This is a genomic window from Bradyrhizobium sp. B097 (assembly GCF_038957035.1).
Taxonomy (GTDB): domain Bacteria; phylum Pseudomonadota; class Alphaproteobacteria; order Rhizobiales; family Xanthobacteraceae; genus Bradyrhizobium.
The window spans coordinates 2,917,314-2,929,797 of record NZ_CP152412.1 but is presented as its reverse complement, the minus strand read 5'-3'; the positions used below and the strand labels follow the sequence as shown (position 1 = coordinate 2,929,797).

Genomic DNA, 12,484 nt, shown 5'->3' with positions numbered 1-12,484 from the left:
CGCCGACATCGTCGAGGCTGCGGCCAACGCGGTGGACAAGGAGACAATCATGCGGATCGCAGTGGTGGGCGCCGGAGGCGTCGGCGGCGGCTTTGGTGCGGCGCTGGCGCATGCCGGCGCCGACGTCACCTTTATCGCGCGCGGCGCGCACCTCGCCGCCATGCGCAGCGAAGGTTTGAAAGTTCAGGGCGGCCGCGGCGAAACCCACCTGGTCCCGACCCAGGCGACCGACGACCCCGCAAGCGTCGGCCCGGTCGATATCGTGCTGTTCTGCGTCAAGCTGTGGGACGTCGAGAGCGCCGGCGAGCACATCAAGCCGATGGTCGGTCCCGATACCGCCGTGATTCCGCTGCAGAACGGCATCGACGCCCCCGACCGGCTGATCCCGATCCTGGGCCGCAACGCCGTAATGGGCGGCGTGGCGCAGATCTCTGCCTCGATCATCAAGCCCGGCGTGATCAACCAGGTCGGCACCTTCATGCGGATGATCTTCGGCGAGCTCGACGGCCGCATCACGCCGCGCGGCAAGGCGCTGCTCGCGCTCTGCCTGAAGGCCGGGTTCGATGCCACGCTGAGCGAGCAGATCAACACCGAGCTGTGGATGAAGTTCGTTGGCCTCGCCACCAATGCCGGCATGACCGCGGTCACGCGCCAGCCGATCGGCAGGCTGCGCGACGATCCCGACCTGCGCCCGTTCTTCGTGTCGGCCTGCGAGGAGATCATCGCTATCGCCCACGCCAGCGGCATCAAGCTCCCGCCGGACCCGCTTGCGAAAGTGCTCGACTTCATCGGCCACGCGCCGCCGGCGATGAAGGCGTCGATGGCGCTCGATCTCGAGCGCGGCAACCGGCTCGAACTGCCCTGGCTGAGCGGCAAGGTGGTCGAACTCGGGCGCAAGCTCGGCGTGCCGACCCCGACGCACGCCTTCCTCTATGCCGTGCTGAAGCCCTATGCGATGGGTGCGCCGTCGTAGGCAGGCGGCCGCGCGCTGGGGCAGCGGCGCCGCTCAGGCATGTTGTGGCGGGGCAAGCGTGGCGACCTGATCAGGATGCACCGTGATGCTCGTGCCGCCATGTCCATCGCTGGCGGCGACGAAGGTGGATGCCATGTAGTTTCCGAGCAAGGCGATGCTGGCGGCGTGGACGCCGTCCGAGACGGAGAGCGATCCGCCCGCGGTGTTGCCGGCAAAGCCCACGGTTTGCCCAGCCGCAAAACTGATATTGGCGAAATCGATCGCGTCGGCTCCGGTCATGCCGGCGACGGTGCCGGAGAAGCCTGTCGGGTCGTCGAGCTTCAATGTCCCGGAGCTTGATGCAAAGGAGATTTGCGCCGCGCTCGCCGACGCAAGCTCGAGGGTCTGTCCGGCTGGAATGATCGAGGGATCGCTGATCGTGAAGGCGCTGGACCAGGCGCCCCAGACGGTCCCGTCATTGGCCTTGATCCACAGCGTGTCCGTGTCCGATCCCACGTGATACGCGAGCTGGGAGAGCTGCGAGGCCGCGACGACATTGCCCTGATTTGCTCCGAGCGCAACACCGTTCAGCGTGAAGTAGCCGTTGCCGCCTCCACTATTCCAGACATCATATGATGTCGCGGAACTGCCGAACGGATCCGAATAGGTGAAGAGCGAGGACACCGAGAACGTCTGGCCTTGAACGGACAGCGTGCTCGAATTGGTCGGGGTCACCACTGGACCCGTGTCCACCGGCGCAGTCACGGTGAAAGCACTTGACCATGATCCCCAGACGGTGCCGTCGTTCGCGCGGACCCACAGCGTGTCCGCGCCCGAGCCGGATTGATAGCTCAGCGACGCCAGCTGGGCTGCCGTGACGTAATTGTCCTGGTTGGGCGCAAGCGCCACCCCGCTCAAAGCAAAGTGCCCGCCACCTGTGCCCGTGTCCCAGACGTCATATTGGGTCGCAGCGCTGTTGAAAGGATCGCTGTAGGTGAACAGCGACGAGGCTGCATAGCTCTGACCGTGAGCCGCAACGATGCTCGACACCGCTTCAACGGGCCCGCTGTCAACCGGAGCATTGACGGTGAAGGCGCTCGACCACGCCCCCCACACCGTGCCGTCATTGGCGCGGATCCAGAGCGTGTCGGCCCCCGAGCCGGATTGATAGGTCAATGACGACAGCTGCGCGGCCGTGATGTAATTGTGCTGATTGGCCGACAACGCCGACCCGTTCAGAAGGAAGTGTCCGCCGCCCGTGCCCGTGTCCCAGACATCATATTGGGTCGCAGCGCTGTTGAATGGATCGCTGTAGGTGAACAGCGACGAGGCCGCATAGCTCTGACCGTGCGGCGCAACGATGTTCGACACCGTCTCAACGGGCCCGCTGTCGACCGGAGCATTGACGGTGAAGGCGTTGGACCACGCTCCCCACACCGTGCCGTCATTGGCGCGGATCCAGAGCGTGTCGGTCCCCGAGCCGGATTGATAGGTCAATGACGACAGCTGCGCGGCCGTGACGTAGTTGCCCTGATTGGCCGACAGCGCCGACCCATTCAGAACGAAGTGTCCGCCGCCTGTGCCCGTGTCCCAGACGTCATATTGGGTCGCAGCGCTGTTGAACGGATCGCTGTAGGTGAACAGCGACGAAGCCGCATAGCTCTGGCCGTGGGTCGCGACGATGTTCGACACCGCCTCAACGGGCCCACTGTCGACCGGAGCATTGACCGTGAAGGCGTTAGACCACGCTCCCCACACCGTGCCGTCATTGGCGCGTATCCAGAGCGTGTCGATGCCGGAGCCGGATTGATAGGTCAGCGACGCCAGCTGGGCGGCCGTGATGTAATTATCCTGATTGGCGGGCAGCGCCACGCCGTTCAGAACGAAGCTCCCGCCGACGGTACCGGTATCCCAGACGTCATATTGCGTTGCAGGACTGTTGAACGGATCGCTGTAGGTGAACAAGGACGAGGCCGCATAGCTCTGGCCATGAGCCGCGACAATGTTCGACACCGTCTCAACGGGCCCGCTGTCAACTGGCGCATTGACGGTGAAGGGGCTCGACCACGCTCCCCACACCGTGCCGTCATTGGCGCGGATCCAGAGCGTGTCGATGCCGGAACCCGATTGATAGCTCAACGAGGCCAGCTGGGCGGGCGTGATGTAGTTGTCCTGGTTGGCGGCAAGCGCCACCCCGTTGAGAACGAAGTGGCCGCCGCCTGTTCCCTTGTCCCAGACGTCATATAGCGTTGCCGGACTATTGAACGGATCGCTGTAGGTGAACAAGGACGAGGCCGCATAACTCTGGCCATGCGCCGCGACAATGTTCGACACCGCCTCGACGGGACCGCTGTCGACCGGCGCGGTGACGGTGAAAGCAGCCGACCATTGGCCCCACACCGTGCTGTCGTTGGCCCGGATCCAGAGCGTGTCCGCGCCGGAGCCGGATTGATAGGTCAATGACGACAGCTGCGCGGCCGTGATGTAGTTGCCCTGATTGGCGGCAAGCGCCACCCCGTTCAGAACGAAGTGGCCGCCACCGGTGCCGCTGTCCCAGACATCGTATTCGGTGGCTGCGAGGCCGAACGGGTCATAATAGGTGAACAGCGACGACACGGCAAAGCTCTGGCCGTGCGTTGCCGTCACGTTTGCGGCCGTCACCACGGGCCCTTCCGGGGTTGCCGTAAATTCGGTCCAGGCGCTCCAGAATACGCCGTTGAACGCCTCCACCCACAACTGGTCGCTCGCGGGACCGAACTGATAGGCAATGCTGGACCACTGTGAGGCAGCGACGTCGATCTCGACCCCGTTCGCCTGCGCCACCCCGCCCACGGTGAAGTGGCCGTTACCGGTGGAGTCCCAAAGCGCATATTCGATGATGGGCAGAGTACCGCCCGTCGTATAGAACATGGACGACGCTGCAATTGAGGTTTGCACGCGGCCGGTGATGTTCGACGCGACCACCGTGGGCGCGACGTCGACGGCGCCGGAATTGTCGATGACGAAGTCACCGCCCTCACTGGCGATCTGTGTCAGCGAAACCTCAAATTGCACATCCCAGTTCTGGCCGGGATAGCTGTTTCCCCATGGATTACGAACGATGAAATTGCCCGTCGCGCTGTCATAGCCGACGACCCCGAACGCGTGATCCGGGACCAGCTGGATGTTCCCGGCACTGTCATACGTGTACGGAGACGTTGAAGGAATCTCGAGGATGACGTCGTCGTGACTGGAGAGTGCTGCGATATAGACGGACTTGTTGCTGTACCAATTGGACGCGCTGCTCAGGTAATAATTGACGCTCGTCGCGTCGGTCAGGTTCTCGAAGACATTCGTCGGGGGATCAGCGGAGATATTGTCGTAGCTGTTGACGGCCGGGTGCCCGATCTGACCCGTCGAGCTGAGCTGCGCGTAGGCCTTTTCCACCAGGGCAACCCACATTGCTGTGGGCTGTTCATTGTAGTTGTGGCCATAGTCAAGTTCGGTGCCACTGACGACCGGAAACTCGTCATTGACGGTTTCCCATGTCTCCTGACCATTGACATAGAAACGCACGCCATAGGTGCCGTTTCCATTGTCCACGATCATGGAACTCATGACCTGGGGATGAAAGACGACGACGTCGATCAATCCCGACATCAACTCGCAATCGCCGTCTGCTCCCTGACAGATGTCGTTGACGGTGGCCGCGCCCGCCGAAGAATACAACGGCCCGACAACCGCGCTGTAGCCCTGCAATGTCCAGCCGCTCCCGCCTGCATCGGGCGGCAAAGTCGGATCCGGAAGATCGGTCCCCTGGAACCACTTTCCGATCAGTTCAGACATCTGCGTCGACGTCGCGCCGACCTGCAGATTGCCGAGCGTGACGTGAGCAGTGCCGCCCCCTGTCCAGGTGGCGTTGGCCGGATTCCCATCAACGAGCTGGACGACAAGATGGGAGACATAGTCCGATGTGGAGAGGCCGCTGTTCAGATTTGCCGCGATCAGCTGCAGCGAGTTCAGCTCATTCGCGGTGACACTCCCGCGATTGGCGACATCCGCCAGCAACTGGATGGCTTCAGCGTCGGTGAAGACGCCGTCCGCAGCAAAGTTGAGCATGTCGGACTTGATGCCACTGTCGACCAGGGAATTGACCCAGCTTGCCGTCATGGAATTCCTTCGCAAGTCTTGACGCGATACGATTGCTGTCGGCCAGGCCTGCCCTGGCGAGGTTGCGCGCGTCCCGTCGCGACGAATCCAGCAATAGAATGCGTAACTATCGCCATAGTTGTGAACGAATTCGGGACGCGTGTCGATCTCGCCGACCGCTGCCGTCAGGGAACCCGCATTATCGTGAAGATTCGTTAATGTCTGCCTGATACGGCGCCTACCATCGGAGATAGCGGCAGGGTCGGCTCCCCCGACCCGCCACGCCAGGCGGTCGAGCTGCCTGGCGTTCCCACATCAGTGGGCACGATGCCGTCCGCGGTGCGCCCGGCGCTTCGGAGGTGGCGGCGGCGCAAAGAAGGGATTCTCCGAGCACATCGCACCCCGGCCCGATGCCGACGCCTGGCACTGCGGGATCGAGGTGAAGCTGCAATCGATGTAGCTTCCGCCGTACTTGCCCTGAAAGACGTGCATGCAAACCGGATAATTCGGATCGTAGGCCTGCCCGGCGGCAGGTCCGGCCAGGGCGACCGCAGCTGCGGCGATCGCGAACAGTTTCAGGCGCATCGGTGTCTCCTTGTCGTTGCGAAGGTTTCCCCACAACTGCCGGAGTTATTAAACTGTCCCAGCGACGCGACGGCCATGCAGGCCATCGCGGCTCGAAGACGCGCTAGTTGACAGGCTGACGCTGTCGTTGACCCCGCTCGCTGGTCGGCTTCTTGGGACCTTTATAGAAGGGATTGACCGAGCATGTCGCCGATCGTCCCGAGGCCGTTGCCTGGCATTGCGGAAGCGACGTGAAGCTGCAATCGATGTACTCGGGCGTCAGCCTGCCGCCATAGACTTCCATGCAGACCGGATAATTCGGATCGTACATTTGCGCGGCGGCGGGCCCGGCGATGCCGACGCCGATGGCGGCAATGATGGTGAATTTCAAGCGCATCGAATTCTCCTCAAGCTGCTCCGCAACGCCGGGCGCGCGGCTATCGCTGCTCGCCGGCCGACTTACCGTCGTCCTCACCGAGACAACGGATCATGAAGGCCGTGGTGTCCCGCGGCAGAACCTGCGCGGCCCGCGCCTTGAGGCGGCATTCGAGCTGTGCGATCTGACGCGCCCGTTGCCGTTCCGACGGCAGCGTCGATTGCCGCAGCCGGCGCAAGGTCATCGGCGAGCCATCCGACTCGAAGCTCAGCTCGTACCGCTTGCCGTTCTGGTCGGTGGCGGCGCAGGTGATGGTCGACACCTGCCGCGTGATGAAGCTTCCGACCTGGCGGCAGGAGCCCGTCGACATCTCGACCAGCGGCACCGGCAGACCATCGACACGCGGACGATCGCTCGACTTCAGCAACATGCGGTCGACCGCGAGCTCGAACAGATTGTCCTGGGTGCGCTCGGTGCTCTCGCCGGAGAACGAGACGATGTGGCTCTTGTCGGCGGGATCGTCGAGCACCACGGTGAACTCGGAACGGCCGCGCAGGGTGTGGAAGTAGGCCACCGCCTTGCAGGTATAGCTGCGGCCGGCGACGCTGACATTGCGGCAGGTGCCGGACATCAACGCATACAGGTCGACGTCGTAGACCGGCCCGGCGGCAACGGCGAGCGCGGGCCAGCACACGATAGCAATCGCAATCAACTGAGCGAAACGGGAGATCATGCTGAAACGATCGAGAACACGGTCGATGGAGAGGTCCATGGCGCAAGGTCGCCGATTTCCACGGACTGTGCAACGATGAAGCAGGCCGAAATGTGGACGTCCCGCAAACGACCGGGGAATGCAAGCGAGCCGTGCTGAAGGCCGCGCCGCTGGTGCCGTGCGTCAGATTTGCGGGCCGGACAGGGTGACCTCGCGCTCGGCGCGGAAGACGTTGCTGTAGAGGTTCGCGATCCACTGACGGCCACTTGCCGTCATGTTCAGGCAGTTGATGGCGCCTTGAATGTGCGGCGCCACCATATTCCAGTAGAATTGCGGATAGCGGTCGACGATATCGGCCGGCGATTCATAGCCGAGCTGGCGGTTGATGCCGACTTCCTCGAACTCGTGATACAGCGCGTTGGCTTTCCTGATGTAGTTGGGATCGCCGAGCTGTCCGATGAAATCGGCGGCCCGGACGATCGCCGCCTCGTCGTCATATTGCTGGCCTTCGGGTGCCGGAAACCGCGTGCCCTCGATGTTGCGCGCGACGCGCTCGCGATCAAGCGGAAGGACGGCCTCGAGCCTGTCGAGCACATAGAGCTTCGAGCGGTCGACGTGATACGGCATCAGGCCTGCATCCGACGAACCGCGCGGCAGCACGACCTTCTTGCCGGAGGCATCGATGACATAACCATCCGGTCCGTCGCCCTTCAGCAGGCCGCGCACATAGCCGATGTCGTGCGTCAGGCAGGCGATCATCGTGTGGGTGTAATCCTCCGCGGTGACATGGGTGTGCAGCGCGCGACCGCGGATGATGTCATGTCCGGCCAGCGTGACCAGCATGGTGTGCTCGACATTGTGGTAGAGCGCATCGCTGTTGCCGATGCATTCCAGCGCGATGCGCGCGGCGGCGGGCAGCAGTTCGCCAAATCGCGCCTGCGAAGCCCCAAAGGTGCGGCTGACCCATGTGGCGAGAAACTTCTCCAAAGCACCTGCCGCCAACTCAGGTAACGTCATCATCGATGCAGCCCCCGACCGCGCAACGTTCCTCGCTCGCCCCGATCTTACGTCGTAGTTGGGGAGCAACTATAGCGCATCTGCGGGCGTGCGGCTACGCGCCGGCGAGCGCGTGATTCGTTCCGCCGTACTTTCCCGGTCTTGCCGGCTGTGACACCAAAGCCGCTGATAATGGCATGAACCGTGCATGATTCGGTTCAGACCGGGTTAATCTTACGGATAAGACCATCATGCTTGTTACGCTCGTCGCCATCCTTTGCAATGCTCAGCTCTGCATGGAAAAGGTCGTCACCAACAGCGACCAATCCGGCATCACCATGGGCGCCTGCGCTGTGAGTGCCCAGATCGGCATCGCCGACTGGCTCGCCAAGGGCCCGTATCACGATTGGCGCTTGCAGAGCTATAAGTGCATCATGGGCAAATACGTACCCAAGAACGAAGTGTGATGTGTGCTCACAGCCCCCGAAGGGGTTGACCCGCTTCGCGTGCCCACCTGGAACAGCCTGCGAAACCACGTGATGCAGGCGCGTGCACCTCGAGTCAAAGTCCATTTTATGGGCTATCACTGTCGTTCACGATGGTGAGACGTGAGGTCGCCCAGGAATGGCCCGAGAATGCCCGCAACGCCGCTGATTGCCTACGCGCATGTCGGCAAGAGTTTTGACAATGGTCGCGTGGTGGCGGTCGACGACGTCTCGCTTGACGTGGCCGAGGGTGAATTCCTGGCTGTTGTCGGTGGCTCGGGCTCCGGCAAGACGACGCTGCTCAGGCTGGCCAACCGCCTGATCGAGGCCGACCGCGGCCGGATCGCCGTCGAGGGCGAAGACGTCAGCCGCATCGATCCGATCCTGCTGCGCCGCCGCATCGGCTATGTCTTCCAGAGCGGCGGACTGTTTCCGCATCTCACCGTCGCCGACAATGTCGGCATCACGCCAAAGCTGCTCGGCTGGCCGCAGGCCGAGATCTCGGCGCGGGTCGACGAGCTGCTCGACCTCGTGCGGCTCGACCGCGCCCAACATCGCCACCGCCTGCCACACGAACTCTCCGGCGGTCAGCGCCAACGCGTCGGCGTCGCGCGTGCGCTGGCTGCGAAGCCGCGCATCGTGCTGATGGACGAGCCGTTCGGCGCGCTCGACCCGCTGACCCGCGACGCGCTCGGCGACGATTATCGCACACTGCACCGCGAGCTCGGACTGACCACGGTCATGATCACCCACGACATGACCGAGGCGCTGCTGCTGGCCGATCGTGTCGCGGTGATGCGTGGCGGCAAGCTGCTCGCTTTGGGCACGCCGGCGGAGCTCGCGGCCAACGCCGACGCCTATGTCGGCGAACTCTTGCGTACGCCGCGGCGACGAGCGGAACGGCTCGGCGCGTTGCTGCCGCGGGACGGCACGGCATGAGCGATCCACGCTGGAGCGAGGCGCTTGCGCATCTGCCCGACTATCTCGGCAACCATGTCCGGGTCAGCGTCGCCGCGCTGGCGCTCGGACTTCTGATCAGCCTGCCGCTTGCGCTCATCGCGCGCAACCGGCCGGTGCTGCGCGGCACGCTGCTCGGGCTTGCCAGCATCGTGCAGACCGTGCCCGGTCTCGCTTTGCTCGCGCTGTTCTATCCGTTGTTGCTGGCGCTCACGGCGCTGACCGCGACGTGGCTCGGCTTCAGCTTCTCCGCCTTCGGCTTTCTGCCGGCGGTGCTGGCGCTCGCGCTCTATTCGATGCTGCCGGTGTTGCGCAACACCATCACTGGCCTGTCGGGCGTCGATCTAGCGGTGCTGGAGGCTGCCCAGGGCGTCGGCATGACGCCGCGGCAATCGCTCACCATGGTCGAGCTGCCGCTGGCGCTGCCGGTGATGATGGCGGGCATCCGCACCGCCGCGGTGTGGGTGATCGGCACCGCGACGCTGTCGACGCCGATCGGCCAGACCAGCCTCGGCAACTACATCTTCGCGGGGCTGCAGACCCAGAACTGGGTGTTCGTGCTGTTCGGCTGCTTCGCCGCCGCCGTGCTCGCGCTGGTCGTCGACCAATTGCTGGCGCTGATCGAGAATGGCCTGCGCAATCGCAGCCGCGCCCGGACCGCACTCGGCGGGCTCGGCATTGCCGCCCTGATCGCGGCAACGCTGGTGCCCGCGATCGCGCGGCCGCAGGCGCGCTATGTCGTCGGCGCCAAGACGTTCACCGAGCAATACGTGCTGTCGGCGCTGATGGCGCAGCGGCTGCAAGCGACCGGACTGCCGACGACGACCCGCGCCGGCCTCGGCTCCAACGTGATCTTCGATGCGCTCGCCGCCGGCGACATCGATGTCTATGTCGACTATTCCGGCACGCTGTGGGCGAACCAGTTCCACCACACCGACATCAGGCCCCGCACCGAGCTGCTGAGCGAACTGAAGACGGCACTGGCGAAGCAGGACATCACGCTGTTCGGCGAGCTCGGCTTCGAGAATGCCTATGCGCTGGTGATGCCGAGGAAGCGCGCCGATCAGCTCGGCATCCATTCGATCGCCGACCTGGCGTCGCACGCCGCGACGATGTCGATCGCCGGCGACTATGAATTCTTCTCACGGCCGGAATGGGCCGGCATCCAGAAGGCGTATGGGCTGACGTTCCGTACCCAGCGCCAGATGCAGCCGGATTTCATGTATGCGGCGGTCGCCTCCGGCGAGGTCGACGTGATCGCGGGCTACACCAGCGACGGGCTGATTGCGAAATACGACCTGGTTACGCTCGCGGACGACAGGTACGCGATCCCGCCCTATGACGCGATCGTGCTGCTATCGCCAAAGCGGCGCGACGACGAGACTCTGAAGGCGGCGCTGCGTCCGTTGCTCGGCAAGATCGGCATCGCCGAGATGCGCGAGGCCAACCTGCGCGCGTCGGGCAACGACGCATCATCATCGCCCGACGCCGTGGCGCGCTGGCTGTGGAAGAAGATTGGCGGAAAATCGTAGGATGATCGCCGCTAAAGTCCCTTGATGATCCCCGCGTCGATCAGCAGTCGGTTGAAGCGGCGCGCTTCCGCGCCATCCTTGCAGGCGTAGAACGCGCCGTTGCAGCGAAGCATGATCGCCTTCTGCTCCTCGAACGACGGATCGAGCGGAATGCCCGCGGCTTCCTGAATCACCAGCGGCAGATAGGCGGCGTCGATCGTGTCCATCACCGTCGGGCTCTTCACCGGTTCGAAGTTGATGGCGTCGATCGCGTAATAGGTCGCGTAGTAGCGCGGATCGTAGTCCATCAGCTTCTTGCCGATGCCGGCCTCGTCGAGCCCGGGATCGAGCAGCTGCGGCGAGAACTCCGGCTGATGATCGCCGTAGCGCACGATCAGGAACGGCTGCGCCGGAAACTTCTTCTTCAGCGCCGCGACGAAGCCGGCATAGTCGTTGGCACTCATCGCCTGCCGGCGCAGATATTCGTCGACCGACGGCGTATTGCCGGGCCGCTTCCATGCCGGCAGCAGCTCGGGGCGGAATTTCGTCTCCCACGGGAAATGATTGGCGGCGAGATAGACGAAGGTGAACAGCGGCGTGCTGAGCGTCTTCTGCTCGGCCATCAGCTTCAGCGCCTTGTCGTAGAAGAAACTGTCAGGCTCGACGTCCTTCGCACGCAGATCATGCGCGTCGTAGAATTGCTGGATACCGGTCGTGGTCTGGAAGCTGCGCGCGCTCATGAAGGCACCGAACGCCGGATAGAGCGACAGCGTGTCGTAGCCGCAGCGGCGCAGTGCCAGCGGCAGGCCGCGCTCGACCCGGCCCGATGCGATGCGGGTGACGAAATAGGCGAACCGGCCGAACGAACGCGAGGACAATCCCGCCAGCACGTTGTACTCGGTGAACCAGCTCGGCCCGCCATTGCTCTCGGCGAGGAATTTTCGTTCGACACCGTCATAGGATTTGAACTGGCTGCCGTAGCCCGGCGGAACCTTGACGCCGGAAGCAGCGCGGATGTCGAAGCTCGATTCATCATGGATCATGATGATGTTCGGCCGCCGCCCAGCGGGATGGCAGGCGTCGACCAGCGGCATCTTGAGCTGGTCGCTCGCGCTCGGCTCCGACTCCATGAAGCCATAGGCGACGAAGTCTGACACCGCGGTCACGCCGGAGCGCGCGAATTTCGACAGATAGCCGTCGTCGTAATAGCCGCGCCAGGCTTCATCCGGCCAGGCGAAGGCATAGCCCGAGAGCGCCGCCGCGCAGGCAAGGCAGGCGGCCGCGGCTGGCAGGCGGCGGATGCGAAACGGATCGAGCCACCACAGCGCGTACATCAAGGGCAGTGTGACCAGGCCGGCGCCGATGATCGACCAGCGCAGGTTCGGAAAGATCGTGAGCAGGAACGCCGCGGTGTCGCGATCGATCACCATCAGGTCGACGAAGTTCGCGGTCATCTGCACCACGTCGTGCTTGAACCGCGACAGCAGCACCAGCACCACGACCAGCGTCAGCGACAGCGCGCCCGACAGCGCCGGCCGGCGCAGCAGCGCGATGAACAGGAAGTTCAGGATTCCCCAGGTCAGCAGGAAGCAGAGCCGCGAGCCGAAATCGGTCTCGGTCCGCAGCATCACGATCAGCGCTCCGAGATGCGGGGCAGCGACCGCCATCAACCGCCAGATGCCGATCGCGGCGAGACCGCCGGCGAGCGCGGCAACGGAAGAGTTTTGCTGAGGCGCGGGCGCCATGGGCGGGACGCAATACTACCCGGCGCAATGCCACGGCCTTGACTGGCAATGGCCAGGA

At 64.0% G+C, this 12,484-nt stretch carries 10 protein-coding genes; 4 read left to right on the top strand and 6 right to left on the bottom strand.

The genetic code is table 11. The features are described 5' to 3' along the window. Positions 1-49: 49 nt before the first annotated feature. Positions 50-973 (top strand): 2-dehydropantoate 2-reductase, encoded by a 924-nt coding sequence (locus tag AAFG07_RS13570; RefSeq protein WP_342727707.1) that lies wholly within the window; start codon positions 50-52, stop codon positions 971-973. 33 nt (positions 974-1,006) lie between these two features. On the opposite strand, the gene AAFG07_RS13565 is transcribed toward AAFG07_RS13570, so the two are convergent. The 5 genes from AAFG07_RS13565 to AAFG07_RS13545 all read right to left on the bottom strand — a co-directional run bounded on the left by AAFG07_RS13565 (position 1,007) and on the right by AAFG07_RS13545 (position 7,752). Then, entirely contained in the window at positions 1,007-5,101 is a 4,095-nt protein-coding gene (locus AAFG07_RS13565) for a C2 family cysteine protease (RefSeq protein ID WP_342727706.1), read from the bottom strand. Between the two features lie 294 nt (positions 5,102-5,395). Further along, complete coding sequence (locus tag AAFG07_RS13560; RefSeq protein WP_342727705.1) at positions 5,396-5,665, bottom strand: DUF3551 domain-containing protein; 270 nt, start codon at positions 5,663-5,665, stop codon at positions 5,396-5,398. A gap of 103 nt (positions 5,666-5,768) precedes the next feature. Further along, on the bottom strand, positions 5,769-6,041 hold the full coding sequence (locus AAFG07_RS13555) for a DUF3551 domain-containing protein (protein WP_342727704.1): 273 nt from the start codon (positions 6,039-6,041) through the stop codon (positions 5,769-5,771). A 40-nt stretch (positions 6,042-6,081) separates the two neighbouring features. Further along, on the bottom strand, positions 6,082-6,792 hold the full coding sequence (locus AAFG07_RS13550; RefSeq protein ID WP_342727703.1) for a hypothetical protein: 711 nt from the start codon (positions 6,790-6,792) through the stop codon (positions 6,082-6,084). A gap of 123 nt (positions 6,793-6,915) precedes the next feature. After that, positions 6,916-7,752, bottom strand: a complete 837-nt coding sequence (locus AAFG07_RS13545; protein WP_092115836.1) for a metal-dependent phosphohydrolase — start codon at positions 7,750-7,752, stop codon at positions 6,916-6,918. A gap of 227 nt (positions 7,753-7,979) precedes the next feature. Between AAFG07_RS13545 and AAFG07_RS13540 the strand changes: the two genes are divergently transcribed. The 3 genes from AAFG07_RS13540 (at position 7,980) to AAFG07_RS13530 (ending at position 10,702) form a co-directional block, all read left to right on the top strand. Further along, complete coding sequence (locus tag AAFG07_RS13540; RefSeq protein WP_074131807.1) at positions 7,980-8,195, top strand: hypothetical protein; 216 nt, start codon at positions 7,980-7,982, stop codon at positions 8,193-8,195. Positions 8,196-8,363: 168 nt separating this feature from the next. Beyond that, complete coding sequence (locus AAFG07_RS13535; protein WP_342727702.1) at positions 8,364-9,152, top strand: ATP-binding cassette domain-containing protein; 789 nt, start codon at positions 8,364-8,366, stop codon at positions 9,150-9,152. Beyond that, positions 9,149-10,702 (top strand): ABC transporter permease/substrate-binding protein, encoded by a 1,554-nt coding sequence (locus AAFG07_RS13530; RefSeq protein ID WP_342727701.1) that lies wholly within the window; start codon positions 9,149-9,151, stop codon positions 10,700-10,702. Before AAFG07_RS13535 ends, AAFG07_RS13530 begins: the two co-directional genes overlap by 4 nt. A gap of 11 nt (positions 10,703-10,713) precedes the next feature. Here AAFG07_RS13530 and AAFG07_RS13525 read toward each other — a convergent pair whose 3' ends face one another. Beyond that, the gene (locus tag AAFG07_RS13525) at positions 10,714-12,426 is read right to left on the bottom strand and encodes a sulfatase-like hydrolase/transferase (RefSeq protein WP_342727700.1); all 1,713 of its coding nucleotides are present in this window, start codon (positions 12,424-12,426) and stop codon (positions 10,714-10,716) included. Positions 12,427-12,484: the final 58 nt, after the last annotated feature.